The 18,239-nt window shown below is 53.2% G+C and carries 21 protein-coding genes; 14 read left to right on the plus strand and 7 right to left on the minus strand.

The features are described from left to right. Positions 1 to 1,215: response regulator (locus JW953_15425; protein MBN1994087.1), on the minus strand; the 1,215-nt coding region annotated here is incomplete at its 3' end. A gap of 285 nt (positions 1,216 to 1,500) precedes the next feature. Between JW953_15425 and JW953_15430 the strand changes: the two genes are divergently transcribed. The 4 genes from JW953_15430 (at position 1,501) to JW953_15445 (ending at position 6,955) form a co-directional block, all read left to right on the plus strand. Beyond that, a complete protein-coding gene (locus JW953_15430; protein MBN1994088.1) occupies positions 1,501 to 3,003 on the plus strand; it encodes an extracellular solute-binding protein in 1,503 nt (500 codons plus the stop codon). Between the two features lie 100 nt (positions 3,004 to 3,103). Then, positions 3,104 to 4,063: a sugar ABC transporter permease gene (locus JW953_15435; GenBank protein ID MBN1994089.1), complete on the plus strand. Its 960-nt coding sequence runs from the start codon at positions 3,104 to 3,106 to the stop codon at positions 4,061 to 4,063. 233 nt (positions 4,064 to 4,296) lie between these two features. After that, on the plus strand, positions 4,297 to 5,073 hold the full coding sequence (locus JW953_15440; GenBank protein ID MBN1994090.1) for a carbohydrate ABC transporter permease: 777 nt from the start codon (positions 4,297 to 4,299) through the stop codon (positions 5,071 to 5,073). 52 nt (positions 5,074 to 5,125) lie between these two features. Then, positions 5,126 to 6,955: a glycoside hydrolase family 127 protein gene (locus JW953_15445; protein MBN1994091.1), complete on the plus strand. Its 1,830-nt coding sequence runs from the start codon at positions 5,126 to 5,128 to the stop codon at positions 6,953 to 6,955. Positions 6,956 to 6,964: 9 nt separating this feature from the next. On the opposite strand, the gene JW953_15450 is transcribed toward JW953_15445, so the two are convergent. The 4 genes from JW953_15450 to JW953_15465 form a co-directional block, all read right to left on the minus strand. Then, on the minus strand, positions 6,965 to 7,174 hold the full coding sequence (locus JW953_15450) for a sulfurtransferase TusA family protein (GenBank protein ID MBN1994092.1): 210 nt from the start codon (positions 7,172 to 7,174) through the stop codon (positions 6,965 to 6,967). Between the two features lie 39 nt (positions 7,175 to 7,213). Next, entirely contained in the window at positions 7,214 to 8,377 is a 1,164-nt protein-coding gene (locus tag JW953_15455; protein MBN1994093.1) for a YedE-related selenium metabolism membrane protein, read from the minus strand. Positions 8,378 to 8,767: 390 nt separating this feature from the next. Continuing rightward, complete coding sequence (locus tag JW953_15460) at positions 8,768 to 9,118, minus strand: redoxin domain-containing protein (GenBank protein MBN1994094.1); 351 nt, start codon at positions 9,116 to 9,118, stop codon at positions 8,768 to 8,770. An 18-nt stretch (positions 9,119 to 9,136) separates the two neighbouring features. Continuing rightward, positions 9,137 to 9,268, minus strand: coding sequence for a redoxin domain-containing protein (locus JW953_15465; protein ID MBN1994095.1), 132 nt, complete (start codon positions 9,266 to 9,268; stop codon positions 9,137 to 9,139). 459 nt (positions 9,269 to 9,727) lie between these two features. Here JW953_15465 and JW953_15470 point away from each other — a divergent pair, with 459 nt between their 5' ends. From JW953_15470 to crtI, 8 genes are all read left to right on the plus strand, one after another. Then, positions 9,728 to 10,354, plus strand: coding sequence for a fasciclin domain-containing protein (locus tag JW953_15470; protein ID MBN1994096.1), 627 nt, complete (start codon positions 9,728 to 9,730; stop codon positions 10,352 to 10,354). 157 nt (positions 10,355 to 10,511) lie between these two features. After that, positions 10,512 to 10,709, plus strand: coding sequence for a hypothetical protein (locus JW953_15475; GenBank protein MBN1994097.1), 198 nt, complete (start codon positions 10,512 to 10,514; stop codon positions 10,707 to 10,709). Positions 10,710 to 10,777: 68 nt separating this feature from the next. Continuing rightward, positions 10,778 to 11,062, plus strand: a complete 285-nt coding sequence (locus JW953_15480; GenBank protein ID MBN1994098.1) for a DUF427 domain-containing protein — start codon at positions 10,778 to 10,780, stop codon at positions 11,060 to 11,062. Positions 11,063 to 11,077: 15 nt separating this feature from the next. Continuing rightward, on the plus strand, positions 11,078 to 11,977 hold the full coding sequence (locus tag JW953_15485; protein ID MBN1994099.1) for an alpha/beta fold hydrolase: 900 nt from the start codon (positions 11,078 to 11,080) through the stop codon (positions 11,975 to 11,977). Continuing rightward, positions 11,943 to 12,731: a carotenoid biosynthesis protein gene (locus JW953_15490; protein ID MBN1994100.1), complete on the plus strand. Its 789-nt coding sequence runs from the start codon at positions 11,943 to 11,945 to the stop codon at positions 12,729 to 12,731. The genes JW953_15485 and JW953_15490 overlap by 35 nt, the downstream gene beginning before the upstream one ends. Further along, complete coding sequence (locus tag JW953_15495) at positions 12,728 to 13,330, plus strand: glycerol-3-phosphate acyltransferase (GenBank protein ID MBN1994101.1); 603 nt, start codon at positions 12,728 to 12,730, stop codon at positions 13,328 to 13,330. Before JW953_15490 ends, JW953_15495 begins: the two co-directional genes overlap by 4 nt. Next, the gene (locus JW953_15500) at positions 13,327 to 14,463 is read left to right on the plus strand and encodes a glycosyltransferase (GenBank protein ID MBN1994102.1); all 1,137 of its coding nucleotides are present in this window, start codon (positions 13,327 to 13,329) and stop codon (positions 14,461 to 14,463) included. The genes JW953_15495 and JW953_15500 overlap by 4 nt, the downstream gene beginning before the upstream one ends. Positions 14,464 to 14,475: 12 nt before the next feature. Continuing rightward, positions 14,476 to 15,954 carry a phytoene desaturase gene (gene crtI / locus JW953_15505; protein ID MBN1994103.1) on the plus strand — a complete coding sequence of 493 codons (1,479 nt, stop codon included), beginning with the start codon at positions 14,476 to 14,478 and terminating at the stop codon, positions 15,952 to 15,954. 20 nt (positions 15,955 to 15,974) lie between these two features. Here crtI and JW953_15510 read toward each other — a convergent pair whose 3' ends face one another. Both JW953_15510 and JW953_15515 read right to left on the minus strand, forming a co-directional pair. After that, a complete protein-coding gene (locus tag JW953_15510) occupies positions 15,975 to 16,163 on the minus strand; it encodes a hypothetical protein (GenBank protein ID MBN1994104.1) in 189 nt (62 codons plus the stop codon). Between the two features lie 27 nt (positions 16,164 to 16,190). Beyond that, positions 16,191 to 16,628 carry an isoprenylcysteine carboxylmethyltransferase family protein gene (locus JW953_15515; protein ID MBN1994105.1) on the minus strand — a complete coding sequence of 146 codons (438 nt, stop codon included), beginning with the start codon at positions 16,626 to 16,628 and terminating at the stop codon, positions 16,191 to 16,193. A 523-nt stretch (positions 16,629 to 17,151) separates the two neighbouring features. Between JW953_15515 and JW953_15520 the strand changes: the two genes are divergently transcribed. Together JW953_15520 and JW953_15525 are read left to right on the plus strand one after the other, a co-directional pair. Next, complete coding sequence (locus tag JW953_15520; GenBank protein MBN1994106.1) at positions 17,152 to 17,280, plus strand: hypothetical protein; 129 nt, start codon at positions 17,152 to 17,154, stop codon at positions 17,278 to 17,280. A gap of 524 nt (positions 17,281 to 17,804) precedes the next feature. Further along, the coding region (locus JW953_15525; GenBank protein ID MBN1994107.1) for an FAD-dependent oxidoreductase at positions 17,805 to 18,239 on the plus strand (435 nt) is incomplete at its 3' end.

Below are 18,239 nucleotides of genomic sequence, written 5' to 3' on the forward strand. Positions count from 1 at the left end.
CGCCTTCTTGACCGGCTTGCGGATAAAATCGGCCGCGCCCAGGTCACGGGCCAGGTCTGTATCGGGCAGGATAGAACAAACAATCACCGGCACATGGTTGGTTTGAGGATGTTCCCGCAACCGGCCCAACAAAGCCCAACCATCCTGATCAGGCATCATCACATCGAGCACAATGATTTGGGGCAACATTTCATCAACCAATGCCCACGCTTCTGTTGCGTCTTCAGCCCCCACAAACCGATATTGGCTGCCGGTCAGATAGCGCTGAAAGAGCTGGCGGGTATCGGCGTTGTCGTCAATTACCAACACCACCACTTGCCTGGTGGCCGGAAGGATGATTTTGGTGGTCAAAACCCCGTTTGCAGTGTCGCCAGTCACAACCTCCAAAGACCCCCGACACAGTTGAAGCAGTCGCTCGGCCATTTGAATTGTTTTGGCGCAGTCATCGGTAGTAGCGGAAACCCGGCCCGATGCTGCCGGACGAACCAGAATGTGGATTTGCTCACCGACTCTGGCGGTGTCCAGGTAAACTTTACCCCCCGGCACACACCGAATGGCCTTGCTGACCAAACTCAACAACGCCTGGCGCAATAACGGTTTTCTGAGCCAAACTTTGGGTAAGCCCTCTTGCAGCGTAGGCAGCAGCATTACACCCCACGATTTCGACGACGGCGCCAGGGTGGACAAAACATCTGATAGCACCACGCTAATATCGGTTTTTTCCGCCGGCACCGACTCTCTTAACCGTTCCAGTTCTTCAGCGCGAGAGGGCACGTAAGTTTCGCCGGAAACCGGCTGGTCAACCGAATGAGGCAAATCTGGATTAAACTTTTTGGTTTTGTCTTGTAACTGATGCGCGGTCCAGAGATACTCGGCCAGGGTTTCCCGGGCCAGGCTTTCTTCGCGTTGCATCTGCCGGACACCGAGGCCCAATTCGGTGGCCACCTCTCGTTGCGTGGCCTGCTCGGAATAACGACGCCGCAGGATGTGATACACCCGCCAATTTCTGGAGCCGTGCGGTGTGTTTTCAGCAGGCTTGAGCGCCTCAATCGCATCAAGCACAATATATTGCATGGCAAACATGGGGTTGCGCCGCCGGTCTATCTCAAACAGCTTGGCCAAGGGGCTGTTATGAATTACGGCAGGGTCATACAGAGAAGCCAGAACCGCTCGTAATTGATGCGTAAACCATACCAGGTCTAATTTAGAAGCCATCCGCTTGTTGTCCCATAGTTTAATGTCGTCTTTGAGTCGTCATTGAGTCGGGTAAACGCTTACAACGAGGATGTTATCTGCTATACTTGGATTATAATGGGTAGTATTATGCCAGCAGATATGATTTGTCAAGAAGGAGGTGATCAGACATTCAAAGAAGACAGTGGGAAGGCGTACAGGTTACCATAGCTGGCAGCCGGTAACCTGCACGCATATTGTGTAGGATTCCGCCTACAAGGTTAGTAGTTTACCATGTTACTTAGTAAAGTCAAAGGAGATTAAGAGATGGAAAAAAGAAAGTTAACTCGCCGGGATTTTCTAAATTTATCCGCCGGTGTGGCGGCAGGCTCACTCCTGGCTGCTTGTGGCGCCCAACCCACCCCCGAAAAGATTGTTGAAACGGTCATTGTGGAAAAGGAAGGAGAAAAGGTTGTTGAAACTGTCGTGGTAGAAAAAGAAGTGGAAAAGGTGGTTACGGCCACTCCTGGAGCTGAAGCGCCTGCGGCTGAAACGGTCACTATTACCTTCACCGGCTGGGGCGGCACCGAAGAAGATGAGGGCGTGAAGTCCGCCGTTAAGGTTTTTGAGGAAGAAAACCCCAACATCAAAGTTACTTGGATTCAAATCCCCGAAAACTACGACGACAAAGTGCTGGCGATGACGGCCGCGGGGACTCCCCCTGATACCGCCTTTGTTAACAATGGTCAGTTTAGAACCTATGCCCGTGATGGCCTGCTGCTCGATATTACCGACTTGCTCAAAGGGGACCCGGAACTCGGCAGAGTAGATTACTTCATCGAGCCGCAAGAGGAAGCGCGCTGCACCTATCAAGGCCGCTGGTATGGCATTGGTTCTTGCTGGGTAGCCCCGCACATCTATTACAACGCCGATATTTTTGAACAGGAAGGCATCGAACCGCCCAGCAATGACCCCGAGAAAGCCTGGGATTGGAGTGAATTCCTTGAGGTTGCCAAACAATTGACGATTGACGTTAACGGCAACCATCCCGGCGATAGCGGCTTTGACGAGGACAATATTGAGCGCTGGGCCATCCAGTGGCCTACCTGGTCCATCCCCTTACACGCAGTAATTGCCTCCAATGGCGGCTACTGGATTAATCCAGACACCGGCCTGGTTGATATTGATAAACCCGAAGCCACCGAAGCCCTGCAAGCCGTGGCCGACTTGATGTTGGTGCACAAGGTTAGCCCGCTCAATACGGCCTTTAGCGCATTGGGCATGAGCAACACCCAGATGCTCGAAAACGGCAAACTGGCCATGGCCGTAGATGGCTCATGGGCGTTGGCCTGGATTACCAAAATCAATGCCAAACTGGGCACCGCCGCGCTGCCCAAGCTGAAACAACCCGCCACCGACATGCAGGCGCATATTCATTCCGCCTATGCCGCCACCAAATATCCCGACCAGGCCTGGAAGTGGGTTAGATTCCTGGGTACCGAATTTTATCAACTGGTCTTCCTGAAAATGGGGCTGTGGCTGCCCAGCCAGACCGATTTGATGACCCCCGAAGGTATGCAAAAGTGGTATACCGAGCGCCAGGGTCCGGGCGATGGCGTACATCCCGCCGGCTACGACCAGATTGTCACCCAGTACGTGCCCAAATACGGTCATGTGCTCTACATGCCGCCAGGGTATGCCAAAGCCGACGCGGTCATTACCCCCGCCTTAGACGCCATCTGGATTGGCGAACAGACGGCCGAGGAAGCGATGACGGCGGCAGCGCCGGAAGCCAACGCTATCCTGGAAGCAGAACAACAAAAAGGGTAGGCTAAACCACTGGCAATCAGTCTGAACCACCGCCCAGAGAATTCCAGCTTAAAGGGCATTAAGGCTCTGGGCGGTGGCAATTTTAACCAGGAGATGTTTAATGGATAATACAGCGAGTTGGGCTAAAAAACCATCGTTTGCCGGTAAATTTTCTGTTATTAGCGCCATCCGCTGGTTTCAAACCCTACAGGGACGGCGAACCGTAATTGGCTACATTTTTATTGGCCCCTTTATTTTGGGTGTTTTGTTTTGGGTATTGATTCCGGCCCTGACCGCGGTCTGGTTAGTCTTTCAGGATTGGAACTTGATTTCTCCGGCCAGTTATATCGGCCTGAAGAATATCACTCGCCTGGCTACGGATAAACTATTTTGGCAATCCCTCAAAGTCACCACCATTTTTACCGTGGCTTCAGTCCCGCTTGGGTTGTTGTTCAGTTTTATCCTGGCCTTGCTGATTAACACCAAAGTGCGCGGCCTGGCTATTTTTCGGACTATTTATTATCTGCCCAGCATTATGCCGGCCGTGGCCAACGCGGTGTTGTGGGCCTGGATTTTTAACACTGATTTTGGCTTACTCAATGCGCTGTTACGCTCTATCGGGCTACCCAAAGTTGGTTGGCTCCAACAACCGGAATGGGCCTTGCCGGCATTAATCGCTATGAGCCTGTGGGGTGTGGGCGCGGCCATGATTATCTTTTTGGCCGGTTTGCAGGGCATCCCCGAGACGTTTTACGAAGCGGCTAAAATTGATGGGGCCGGCCGCTGGGCGCAGTTGCGGCATATTACCGTCCCGCTCATGTCGCCCGTTATCTTTTTTAACCTGATTATTGGGGTTATCAACTCGTTTCAGGTGTTTACCGCCGGTTATCTCATCACCAATGGCGGCCCGCAAAATGCTACCCTGTTCTATGTTTTATATCTGTACCGGGTCGGTTTCAGATATTTGGAAATGGGCTACGCCGCTACCCTCTCCTGGATACTTTTCTTCGTCATTATGATCCTGACCTTTATTATTTTTAAGACATTGGGACGCAGTGTTTATTACCAGGAAGACGTTTAAGCTGGGTCTGTCCCAATTTTTGGGCCATAGGGTAAGGACAGGACAATGTCCTGTCCCTGCCGCCAAAATTTTGGGACGCACCCTTTATCTTACAAACCCAGAGGCAGACTATGAGCGCATTAAATAAAACGGTATTTCAACCATCTTCCCCCTCATTCACCAAATATTTCACGGATAGCCAAAAACTATGGCAGTTAATGATCTTTCTGATTATGGTGGTCGGCGCTATCATTATGATTCTGCCGTTCCTCTGGCTCATCAGCAGTTCTCTCAAGCTGGAAACGCGGGTGTTTCAATACCCACCCCAATGGATCCCCGATCCGGTGCGCTGGATGAACTATTATGAGGCCCTGACCGATAAACCCTTTCACATTTATTTCAAAAACACCATGCTGATTGCGACGCTCAATCAAATTGCTATTCTATTGACCGCTTCCTTTTGCGCTTATGGTTTTGCCCGTATCGAATTCCCCGGTCGCGATTTTTGGTTTGCCGTGGCCCTGGGCACCATCATGATCCCTTTTTATGTGATTATGGTGCCCCAGTTTATTATCTTTAGCCGCCTGGGCTGGATGAACACCTATCTGCCCCTCACTGTGCCATACTTTTTTGGCGGGGGAGCTTTTAACATCTTCCTCTTTCGCCAATTCTTCCGCAGCCTGCCCAAAGAACTATCCGACGCCGCCCGGATTGACGGCTGCAACGAATTTGCCATCTACTGGCGGGTGATGCTGCCCTTAACCACCCCCGCCCTGATTACCGTGGCCATTTTTACCTTCCTGTTCAGTTGGAATGACTTTATCGGCCCGTTGCTCTACATCAACTCACCCGAAAAATTTACCATCGCCATTGGCCTGGCCACCTACCGCAGCATGTTGGGGGTGGGACGGACGCGCTGGGACCTGCTGATGGCCGCCTCGACCGCCATGACCCTGCCTGTAATCTTCCTCTTTTTTGTTTTGCAACGTTACTTCATCCGGGGCGTGGTGATGACCGGATTAAAGGCTTAACTCCGTAGGTTAAAATGAGGTTTAAACCAGTCTACCAAGAAAGTAGGAACCTATGACTCACAATCTTAGATCTATCCCATTGAGGCAGGTCAAACTCTTGCCTGGCGACTTCCAACATCGTTTTAACTTAAACCGCCAATATTTGCTGAGTTTGCGCACCGACCGGCTGCTGCAAAACTACTACCTGGAAGCCGGACTGGCCTCTTATGTCTTTCGGACCACCTCGCACGGCGCGCCAGATTCCGGCGACGATTGGCACTGGGGCTGGGAATCGCCCACTTGCCAGCTCCGGGGGCATTTTTTGGGTCACTGGCTTTCGGCGGCGGCCAAAATTTACGTCGCTACCGGCGACCCTGAAGTTAAAGGCAAAGCCGACCAGGTTGTAAGCGAACTGGGCCACTGTCAAAAAGAGAACGGCGGCGAGTGGGCCGCCTCCATCCCCGAAAAATATCTCGACTGGACGGCCCAGAGCAAACGGGTGTGGGCGCCCCATTACACCATTCACAAAACCCTGATGGGTTTGTACGATATGTACGCCTTTGCCCATAACGAGCAAGCCCTGGAGATTCTGAGTAAGTTTGCCCAATGGTTCCATCGCTGGACCGGCCAGTTTTCCCAGGAACAAATGGACGACATCCTTGACGTGGAAACCGGCGGCATGCTGGAAGCTTGGGCCGACCTGTACGGCGTGACCCAAAAACAGGAGCACCTGGACCTGATTTATCGCTACGAGCGGCGGCGACTGTTCAACCGGCTGCTGGCGGGTGAAGACCCCCTGACCAACCGCCACGCCAACACCACCATTCCCGAAGCGCACGGCGCGGCCCGGGCTTACGAAGTGACCGGCGACCAACACTGGCGCGACATCACCGAGGCTTACTGGCGTTGCGCTGTCACCGACCGGGGCTACTTCTGCACCGGCAGCCAGACCAACGGCGAAATCTGGACCCCTCCCTTTGAATTTGCCGCGCGCCTGGGCGATAAAAACCAGGAACACTGCGTGGTCTATAATATGATTCGCCTGGCCGATTATCTGCTGCGCTGGACCGGCGATGTAACCTACGCCGACTACATTGAGCGCAACATCTACAACGGTATCCTGGCCCAGCAACATCCCGACACCGGCATGATCGCCTATTTCCTGCCCCTGGAAGCCGGAGGCCGGAAAATTTGGGGATCGCCCACCAACGACTTTTGGTGCTGCCACGGTTCCTTGGTGCAGGCGCACACCATCCACAATGCGCATGTGTATTACGAAGATGAGGCTGGGCTGGCCGTGTGCCAATACATTCCCACGGAACTCGCCTGGGAAAAAGACGGCGTGCCGGTTCAGGTGCGACAGGTTGCCGACCCCGAAGCCTGTCCTCCGGCCGTCGCCGCGCCTGATGGTTCGGTGCACCGGCCCCAACGCCAGGTTATAGAGCTATCGGTTCGCGCCGATCAGCCGGTTGTTTTCAATCTAAAATTCCGCCTGCCCTGGTGGTTATCTGCGCCGGCCAATATTCTGGTCAATGGCGAACCGCAAACGATTGCCGACGGTCCGGCCAGCTTTTATTCTTTGCGCCGCCCCTGGCACAACGATACCGTACGCCTTGAACTCCCCAAAACACTGTCAATCTGTCCCTTGCCCGACAAACCTGATACCGTCGCTTTTATGGATGGCCCGGTAGTGCTGGCCGGCTTGTGCGCAGACGAACGAACTTTGTTTGGCGATAAAAATAACCCGGCCACCATCCTCACCCCCGATAACGAACGCGAATGGGTTTTCTGGAGACATGGCTACCGCACCCTCAATCGGCCGTCCAATTTCCGTTTTATTCCCTTGCACCAAGTGCGCGACGAACCCTACACAGTTTATTTTCCTGTTGAAGAAAAAGCCTGAGCGGCTCCTTTATCTGGTAATAACCAATTTGAATTCGTCGCCGATGGCCTCAACCTGCACCCGGCATTTTTTGGCTTCAGCCATGCGGCGCACGTTCTCCCGTGAGGTTACGGTTTCCACCAGCACTTCTATCGGGAAGTCGCCAGCCTCAATCGCTTTGCCGGCCAGGATAATGGGCTGCGGACAGGACAGGCCGCGCGCATCTACTTTTTTTGTCATTTTTCCTCCTTGGTTGCTCGATAAAACGGTTCATCATCTCTATTTGCCAAAAGTGGCTCCAGTCGGCGTGGGCTGTGCTTCTGTGGTTTCCGGTTGAATCCGCTCACGCATGGTGAAACCAATAACCAGACAAACGATCAAACCCAGTATCACCGCCAGCATGCCGGAGGGAGTCAAACCGCCCCCCAGCCCTTCGGCTACGTTATCCGGTTTTCCGGTCAGGGCAAAGTTATGAGCCAAAGCCGCGCCGGTGAGCATACCCAGCACAAAAACAGCGGCATCCCCATCCCCTTCGCCGGAGAGAAATAACTGCCGGCCCGGACAGCCGCCGGCCAGGGCAAAGGCCAGACCGGCCAGGGTCATCCCCAAAAAGTTCCACAGGTGGCTGCTATGGGCCACCGGCTGGCCAAAGAGGCCCAGGTTGACTTGGCCCAGGGCAAGATTGGTGACAAATGCCGCCACCAACAACCCGCCAACCCCGCTGATCAAGTGGTAATCTCGCATTAAAACAACATCTCGAATAGAACCCATTGTGCAGAAGCGAGTTCGCTGCGCCAAAAAGCCGATCGCCAATCCGGCGCCCAGCGACACGGCTAAGGCGGCGTGCATAGCACCTGGCCCGCTTTCACTGAAAAAAATCGCGCCGTTCTCACCGACCTTCGGTTGGAAGATCGCCAGCAGTAGCAAGCCGACCATCACAACCGGCATAATCCAGCCCACGGCCGGATAAGTTTTGTGGGAATGGCCCAGGTTGTAACCGGATTTGAGAAATTGCACACCAATGGTAATCCCCACCGCCAGGCCGGCCAGGCCGATAATGGCATTGAGGTCGCCGCCGGCCAGCCTTAACAATGCCCGCCAGGGACAGCCCAGAAAAGCCAGAGCGCCAATCATGGCCAACATCCCCAGGATGAAGCGGACAATGGGAGCCGAGCCGGCCCGCGCCCTGAACTCCCGGAAAGCGTAAGCCGCCATCATTGCCCCCAAAACAAAGCCGATGATCTCCGGGCGGATATATTGGACTACGGCGGCCCGGTGCAGGCCCAAGGCGCCGGCGATGTCTCGCTCAAAACAGGCTACGCAAATGCCCATATTGGGCGGGTTGCCCAACTTTTGCAGTAATGAGGCCAGGATGCCAATGATGACCCCGGTAAGAATAATGCCCCACCGCGAGGCAAAAAAACGGGTGAGTCTTTCAGACATAGGTGAAACCTCCTTAAAAAACCATTTTATTTCCACGCGCCTGACCCGTTCAGGACACGACATGGGCCACAAAAAACCGCCGCCAGTACACACCGGCAGCGGCAAGCAGAGGTCGCACCACGGTTATCACTCAGAGTGCAGTTAAAAAACTATCACCGCCCCCTGGTATGTACAAGCAGCATTGAAAGCGCCACCCGGCGCTTTGATTTTTATTTCAGGTACGGCGATGATGGAACCTGAACACAGTTTTACTCCTAACAGAATCTTTTCCAGATTTTGGGTATTATAAATCCGGCGCTCAAACGATGAAAGTGACTTTTGTCCCAAATATCTGTGATAAACGTCACTGCTGGTTTGCGCCTAATTCTGATCGCAAGAAATGTTTATCATTTATGAATCCACCTGATCACCGGCTGTATTTGGAGAGACTCTGAGTGAATTCAGCAAACTCAATATTTCTTCATTGGAAGGAATATCAGACATGGCGTGTCCATAATGCACAAAGCGCAGCATGCCCAATTTGTCAATCAGCATTTGGGCAGGCATTCTGCCAAATTTAAAAAGCTTCACTTCTTGTCCGTAGAGCTTGAGCACCTGGTGTTTTGGATCAGGCAGGCCAATAAATTTTAAGTTTTCTGTGGCCCAATAGCTTTGAAATGAGCCTGCATCCTCCGGGCCAACGACAATAATTTCAGTTTCTCTACGCAAAAATTCTTGATAATCCTGACGCAACTGCGCCATATGCCGGCGGCAGTATGGTCACCTGAAACCTCGATTGAACACAATCAGCACATTCTTTTGGCCGAAAAAATCGGACAAAGAAACGGTCTTGCCATAAAAATCCTTTAAGCTGAAATCGGGTGCTTGTGTATTTATTTCAACTTTAGCCATTTCAAATTCTCCCTTCTTTAATCTGGATACTGTCCCTTTTCTTCTATTTGGCCTATTGCCTCCGGCCCCCAAAAACGATTTGTGACAATAGTATATCATAATCTCAAAAACAGAATAATACGTGCTTCAGCCATACTTTAGCATTTTAGCCCAAAATTCTACTTCAAATATAGACAGAAATCGTGCAGGCCCCTTTGCCCCCCGGTCTCTTTGCCTTAAAAACCTATCTTTTTTCAGAAATGTCAAAAATATGTGCAAAATATTAATCTTATTTTAATATTATATGTATAAAATATAGACAAATAGTATACAAACAATTAGTCAAACAGGAGGTGCAATAAATACAAAATTTGGGTAACTAACCACATTGGAAAACTTTGGTAAGAACAGGTAAATAAAAATTTCTATCCAAAAAAATCAAAACTATTAATCTTAAATTGAAGACAGGAGAAAATAAAAATGTTTAACAAATTTGCAAAAGTAATTGGTATCTTGTTGGTGGTAACTTTGTTTGGCGCTTTGACCACCTCCGCCTTTGCGCAAGACATGGACATTGTGGACACCGCTGTGGCCGACGGCCGCTTCACCACTCTGTCCACCGCGCTCACCGAAGCCGGTCTGATTGAAACGCTCAAGGGTGAAGGTCCCTTTACGGTTTTTGCCCCCACCGATGACGCTTTTAATGCCCTGCCGGATGGCACCATTGAAGGTTTGTTGGCCGACAAAGCGGCCCTGACCGACGTATTGCTCTACCACGTGGTGGCGGGTAAAGTAATGGCGGCCGATGTGGTGACGCTTGACTCTGCCGAAACCGTGTTAGGCAAGCCGGTGAGCATCAAGGTTGACGGCGGCAACGTGTATGTCAACGATGCGCAAGTTATCATCACCGACATCGAGACTTCCAACGGGGTTATCCACGTGATTGACGCCGTGCTCATCCCGCCTGCGGATGCTCCGGCCACCTTGCCCGACACCGGCGGCGTGAACACGACCGGCAGCTTGCTGCCCCTCATCTTGGCGTTAGGTTTCATCCTGTTCGCCGGTGGGTTTGGTCTGCTGCGCTTCCGCGCCGTAACCAACAAATAAATATCAAGCAGTTCACGGTTTGTTTAATCCGGGGGAACTGCTCCCCACAGAGCAGTTCCCTCTTTAAATTTCAGACGAGGCGAGTGACTGTTTAAACTCGCCTTACCGCAGCCCGTTCTCTGCATTAAATAATGAATTGTTTGGAGGATACAGAACGATGACGACAAGCGTACCCATCCCATGGCGATTAAGAGAGCAACGCTATCGGCTTATTGGCAAAATTTGCCCGGAGTGTTATCAAGTAAGTTTTCCGCCTAGAGAAGTCTGCCCGCGTTGTAGCCAGCAGCCTGACCCCTTCTTTTTGTTTGACCCCACTAAAGAGGTTGTTGCAGAAGCATTAATGGTTGTTGATTAAAGGGTGCGCCCGGCCGTTTGATTGGAAATTGATTGGATGAAGGTTTATCAGAAAAAGGATGAGTTGATTTGAACCGCAAACGCATTAAACCAGGTCCTGACCAGGAGTCGGTTTGGGATTATCCCCGACCGCCTCAATTGGAGGACACGTCTAAACATATTAAAATAATCTTCAACGGGGTCCTTATCGCCGATAGCCATCAGGCCAAGCGAGTTTTGGAGACGAGCCATCCACCCGTATACTATCTTCCGTGGGAAGATATCAAAATGGAGTATCTGTCACTAACCCCCCGGACCACATGGTGTGAATGGAAAGGGCAAGCGGCGTATTATACTGTCAGCCTTGGCGAGTAAGACAAGCTAAGAATAATGACAAAACCTGAAATATTCAGCCAATTGAACCCCTTCCAGGGTAATGAACATCAGCCGTTCTATTGGGATGGTGGCCAACCGGCGGCCTTGTTGGTGCATGGATTTCCCGGCACGCCTGTTGAGATGCGTCCCTTGGCGATGGCGCTCCACCGGGCCGGCTGGTCCGTTTGTGGCCCGCTGCTGCCCGGCTTTGGTCCTCAAGTCGCAACCATCTTTGAGCGCGACTACACCGAATGGGTCGCCGTGGTTGAGACCAAGCTGGCCGAATTGCAACAAAAACATCGGCCGGTGCTGCTGGTCGGCCACTCGATGGGGGGAGCGGTGTCAATTCAAGCCGCGGCCCGCCGTTCTCCCGACGCCCTGGCGCTCACCGCGCCTTTTTGGCAATTGGGCGAGTGGTGGCAGCGCTGGATTTGCCTGCTCGTAAAACCCTTCTTCCGGCAGATACGCCCTTTCAAAAACGCCGATTTTTCAAACCCGGAACTGCGCCGCAATGTTCACAACTTTTTGCCGGATATTGACTTTGACAATCCCGAAACCCGGCAAGGGCTTAGGGATTTGGCCATCCCGGTGCGTATTCTTGAGCAACTGTTGCGCGTGGGCCGGCGCGCTTACCGGGTGGCGCCGCAAGTAAACGCGCCCACTTTGGTTATTCAGGGCAACCGCGATGAAACCGTGCCGGCTAATCGCACGCGCCGTTTGCTCCGGCGATTGCCCGGCCTGGTGCGTTTTGAGGAGATAAACACGGGCCATTATTTGATCCGCCCCGAAGACCCCGGTTGGCCTGCGGTTGAACAGGCTGTTTTGGCCTTTGCCGGGTTTGTGGAAGCGTCATTTGCTCAAAGCGCGGAAAGGAGTCATCATGCTAACCCACCTCTCCTTGAAAAAATCGTTTGAGTTAAAACGTTTGTTGGCGGAGTCATCTCCCCCCATCGTCGTAATGCTGGCCGTATGGGTGGTCGCCATGCTTTCACTGCCCTTGGTGCGGGTAAGTTGGGCAGAAACAGGCGCGCGTTGGGGGATTTTTGCCGGAGTAGTTTTGCAAGCGGGGGTTGTAATTCTCCTGCTTTATCGCCACTGGGGTTTGACGCGCATGTTGGGGACCGTAGCCGGAATAATTGGGCTAACGTGGGGTGTGGAAGCCGTAGGTTCGGCCACAGGGCTGCCGTTTGGCGCGTACCATTACACCGATAAACTGCAACCCCAACTGGCCCATGTGCCGCTGCTCATTCCCCTGGCCTGGCTGATGATGCTCCCCCCGGCCTGGGCCGTGGCTTACCAACTGACCGGGACGACTCGCGGCTGGGCTTTTGTAGGGGTCAGCGCGTTGGCCCTAACGGCCTGGGATCTTTTTTTGGACCCCCAAATGGTGGCCTGGGGTTTGTGGGTGTGGGAAAATCCCGGTGGCTATTTTGGCATTCCCTGGAGTAACTACCTGGGCTGGCTGCTGGCTTCGGCCTTGATTACGGCTTTGCTTCGCCCGCCAAAATTGCCGGTGTACCCGTTACTGTTAATTTACACCATCACCTGGCTCTTAGAAACAATTGGCCTGATTTTTTTCTGGGGGTTGCCCGGCCCGGCGGTGGTGGGCTTTGTGGGGATGGGTAGCCTGGTCTGGCTGGCCTGGTCAAAACAAAGGGAGACGCATTGATTACCACGTTCATCTGGTTTATCATTGGCTTTGGGTGCGGCGCATTGCCTTTTTCGGTGTGGATGGGGCGTCTGGCCCTGCGCGCCGATATCCGCGCTTATGGCGACCACAACCCGGGCGCAAGCAATGTGATCCGGGCCGGAGGCTGGCGCTGGGGCGCGCTGGCTTTATTGTTAGATTATTTTAAGGGGGCTGTTCCGGTAGGCGCGGCCCATTTTTTTATTGGGCTTGAGGGGGTAGCCCTGGCAATGGTGGCCCTGGCCCCGGTGTTGGGCCACGCCTATTCGCCGTTTTTGGGCTTTCGCGGGGGCAAAGCGGTGGCCGCTACATTTGGTATCTGGACCGGCCTCACCCTGGGCGAGGCGCCCCTGGTGTTGGGTTCCCTGCTGGGATTATGGTTTGCCGTTGTCGCTGCTTCCGGGTGGGCCGTGTTGCTGGCCATGGTTGGCCTGCTGATTTATCTTTTGCTCTTTCATCCCGACCCCATCTTGCTCCTGGCGTGGTTGGGCAATACGCTGCTGCTGGTCTGGAAACATCGGGCTGAATTGGTTCAACCGCCGGGCCTGCGTTCCTGGCTCAAAAAGAGGTTGGCGTCATGATCTTTATCCTGCTGTTTGTCACCCTGGCTTTGATCGCCATTGCCTTGATCACCATCGTCAGCGCCATCACCTTTCCCCGGTTGGGCGCGGTCCCCGTTTCAGGCGACTTGCCCCGGGCTTCCGTCCTCATTCCCGCCCGCAACGAGGCGGCCCTCATCGGGCAAACCGTGCGCCGGCTGCTGGCCCAAACCTATCCCCATTTTGAACTCCTCATCCTCAACGACAACTCCACCGACGATACAGCCGCCATCGCCCGCGCCGCCGCCGGCAACGACCCGCGCCTTAAAATTTTAAAGGGCGACCCCCTGCCACCCGGCTGGCTGGGCAAAAACTGGGCCTGCCAACAATTGTCCCAGGCCGCCCGCGCCAACCGGCTCATCTTCACCGATGCCGACGTCATCTGGTCGCCTGACGCCCTGGCGGCCCTTCTAACTGAAATCGAACAATCCCAAGCCGGCCTGCTCACCGTTTGGCCCACGCAACATACTGTCACCTGGGGCGAGCGATTGGTTGTGCCGTTAATGGCCCTGGTGATTATTGGCTATCTGCCCTTGCCGTTGGCGCATCACACCCCCTGGGCCTCGTTTGCCGCCGCCAACGGCCAACTGCTGGCCTTTCGGCGTAAGGCTTACCGGGCTGTTGGCGGCCACGAGTCCGCGCGCGGCGAGATTGTCGAAGACATCATCCTGGCCCGGCGCGTTAAAAAACAGGGGTTTCGTTTGCGGATGGTGGACGGGGCGGGCGTCATCTCTTGCCGGATGTATCAGAGTTGGGCGGAAGTGCGCGATGGTTACGCCAAAAACATCATCGCCGGGTATGGCAACAGCGTTTTCTGGCTGGCCGTGGCCGCGCTTTTTCACTGGCTGGTATTTTTGTTTCCCTGGCTGTGGCTGGCGTTGGGCTGGCTTGGCGGCCTGCCCGGCTGGCCGGTGTGGCCGTTGCTGCTGGTTGGGCTGGGCGTCGGCATCAGGATGCTGACCGCCGCCGTTACCCGCCAGCGTTTAGGCGACGCCTTTTTGCTGCCAATTTCTACGTTGTTGATGACGCGCATCGCGCTCCAGGCGGTGTGGTGGCGCTGGCGTTACGGCGGCCCGCGTTGGAAGGGCCGGACACTAATAAAAACTACTCAGTAGAGGATGTGTTTTATGGCTAAACCCATTATTGTAGTTGGCGCGGGTATTGGCGGCCTGGCCGCGGCCATTCGGCTGGCGGCGGCGGGCCAACCCGTGGTGGTTTTGGAGCAGAACGCCGCTCCGGGCGGCAAAATGGGCGAAATTCAGGCAGATGGTTTTCGCTGGGACACCGGGCCGTCGGTGATTACGATGCGGCACGTTTTGGAAGATTTGTTTGCGGCCGCGGGTCGTCGCCTGGATGATTATTTGACCCTGCTGCCGGTGGACCCCCTCACCCGTTACTTCTATCCCGACGGCGTTAGGCTTGATGTTACGCGCAACCTGCCGGAGATGCTCGGCCAAATTGCGGCTTTGGACGAGCGAGACGTGGAGGGGTACCTGGCTTACCTGGCTTACATCGCCCGGCTGCATCGCCTTACCGGCCCGGTTTTTATTTACAACCAGGCCCCAACCTGGCGCAATTTTTTTAAGGTATCGCCGTTTGACGCCCTGGGGATAGACGGATTGCGCAAGATGAACACCGCCATTTGCGGCTTTGTGCGGTCTCCCCATTTGCGCCAGTTGTTGGGCCGTTTTGCCACGTATGTGGGGGCCAGCCCCTATCAAGCGCCGGCCACGCTCAACGTGATTGCCCATGTAGAATTGAACGGCGGGGTGTGGTATCCCCAAGGCGGCATCTACGCCATTGCCGCAGCCTTAACGCAATTGGCCCAGGAGTTGGGCGTTGACCTGCGCACCCGGCGCCCGGTGCGCCACATCTCTGTGGCCAATGGCGTTGCCAACGGCGTAATTCTGGCCGACGGCGCAAAACTTGCCGCCAGGGCCGTGGTGGCCAATGTTGATGTGGCCACCGTGTATGAGCAGTTGTTGCCTCCAGAGGCGGTCAAACCGAGACGGTTGAAACGCCTGACCAGGGTTGAGCCTTCTTGTTCCGGCTTTATGCTGCTATTGGGCGTTGAAGGAACACATCCTAATTTGGCCCATCACAATATCTTCTTCTCCGCCGATTACCCGCGCGAGTTTGACGAAATCTTTCGCCAGGGCATTCCCCCCACGGAACCCACCATTTATGTGGCTGTCACCGCCAAAACAGACCCAGCCCATGCCCCGGCGGGGGGTGAGAATTGGGCCGTGCTGGTCAATGCGCCGCCATTGGGTAACCAATTTAATTGGCAAACCCAGGCCGCCGGCTACCGCGAACTTATTTTGACTCAATTGGCTAAATTTGGCCTGGATATTCGCCCCAAAATCAGGGCCGAAAAAATGCTCACGCCGGTAGACATTGCCCGCCAAACCGGCGCTCGGCGCGGGGCCTTGTACGGGGCCTCATCAAATAATCCCTTCACCGCGTTTCAGCGTCCACCCAACCGCGCGCCCGAGGTGCGGGGGCTTTACTTTGTGGGCGGCACCACGCATCCCGGTGGCGGCGTGCCGATGGTGATGTTGTCGGGGCAAGTTACGACCAGGCTGGTGCTTGAGGATGGTGTTTAACCAGGCCGGCTCCGGCTACGTTATTGATATTTTTTGAAGCTATATTTTTGGGCCAAATTTACCTTTTCTTCCTGGGGCAGAGCCGTAAAGTACGCTTTCCAGCCGGGGCAAAAATTGATATGCCAGCGCCATAACCGGCCTAAAAACGATTTGGTATTTTCGTCATATTTGGCCCGCCAGCCGCAATTGGCGCAATTCTGTTCAGCCATTTCAATCCTCCTGATAATTGTTTAAGGCTACAGCCATTTTCTGATACTCTGTTTGTACTGCAAATAGGGCGCGCCGATTTCCACGGTCATTTTCTGTTCCTCAAACGGAATAAATTTGAATTCAATGACCAGGTAAAAGAATATCGGCGCGAGCAAGCTCAAAGGATTTTGAAATAAAATCGCTATCCCCCCTAATCCCAAAATCATCCCCAGATAAATTGGATTCCTGGAGAAACCAAACACGCCTGAACGGACCAGGGTTCTTGCCGGGCTAAAGTTATGGGGCGTGTTGTATTTTTCAAGCTCTCTGGTGGCCAGATAATTCAAGCCAAGCCCCATCACCAATGGCCCTAAGCCCAGCCAATTGAAGGGAAAGGGGATAATGTTGTACTGTACAAAAAAGAAATAAGGAATCGCCGCTACCAGAACACAGATAAAAAAATAAGTTGGCGGTGTATCTTTCATCGTTTATCAACCTCCGCAAATTCTACTGATAAATACGAAATATGCCAAAATAAGTTGTAAACACTTCAAATCAAACCAAATTTGCCGGTTGTTGTGGATAAGAGAGGATAGAGTAAACGGTTGCCTGAGACTTTTTTCTATTGAAAATGTATCTATAAGTGAAAACTGTTATGGAGACCGCCTATGCCCCAAATTTTCCAGGCTCATTATGATCCCTATCCTTACCACAAAAGCAAGCCGCGTCTGTTTGAAATAAATTATTGCACAATAAATTGGTTTTGTTGTACAATAATGACTATATCTTGAACAGGTGTTGGCCGATGCTCACCTACAAAATATTGCAAAAAACCAAAGAGTTTCAAAAACCTCACCGGCATGAGCATCGGCCAATTTGAGAAACGTCATGGTGAGGTAACGGCGCTCCGGGCCGAAAGCGAACAAAAACGCTTAAGCCATTCCCCGTCGCTAACGCGTCATTGGGGGCGGGCGAAACTATACGCTTGATCTACCAGAACAGTTGTTAATGACGTTGTTGTGGTTACACCTGTGGCTAAACACTGAAGCCCTGGGTTTCTTTTTTGGGGTAGATAAATCAACCATCAGCCGTAATACACGCCGGATACGGGTAATTGGGCGCGACGGACTGGCCTGAGGCGCCCCAACAGGGCTACCGAAAAAATATCGAGCAAGCGCTCCAGACTTATCCTGATTCGCAGATGGTAGTGGATGAGGCTGGATACTCATTTGTTATCCCCATGGTTTGGCCCATATTGCCGAAGACTTGCCTTTAGAAGCCTCCGGTATTTAAGCGCCGTTCCTAAAAACTTCCCGCCTGTTTGCGTTAGCGCAAAGACATCTTCCTTCTTTTTAGACATACTGGTCTTTAAGGTGAGGAGAGGTGTTTATGGAGCAGCCAAAGCTTGAGTCCGATTTAACTGTGGCCGACGTGCTGGCTCGTTGGCCGCAAACGATTTTATTTTTTTGCGTCACCGGATGGTTTGCGTGGGTTGTCCTATCGCTCCTTTTGAAACCCTGGTCGAGGTAGCGACGATCTATGATCTGGGCCTGAGTTGTTTTTTAAATGAGTTGGAACAGAACATTGACCAGACTGAGATACAGTCCTGATGTCAGTCACTCTGCAAATTCATATCATAAACATAATGGAGATTAAAAACAATGAAAAAAGTAGATGCATTAATTATTGGTAGTAGCGCCGCCGGATTTGCCGCGGCCATCACCGCCCGGCGCCACTATCCCGATGCCAGCCTGGCCCTGATTCGCCAGGAAGAAAAGACGTTGGTTCCCTGCGGTATTCCCTATATCTTTGGCACCCTGGGTTCACCCGAAAAGAACCTGATGCCCGACCCGGCCCTGGCCAGCAATAAGGTTGATTTGATCATTGGCAAAGCCACGGCCATTGATCGTGAGGCAAAAACCGTTGCCCTGGATTCAGGAGAGCAAGTAGGTTACGAAAAGCTGCTCTTAACCACTGGATCGGTGCCCCTTGTGCCGCCCATCCCTGGAGCCGATCTGGAAAACGTGTTTTCCATCAAAAAAGATGTGGCCTATCTGGACCATCTACTGGAGGTCTTAAAAAAGGCCAAGGATATA

The organism is Anaerolineae bacterium (genome assembly GCA_016931895.1).
Taxonomy (GTDB): domain Bacteria; phylum Chloroflexota; class Anaerolineae; order 4572-78; family J111; genus JAFGNV01.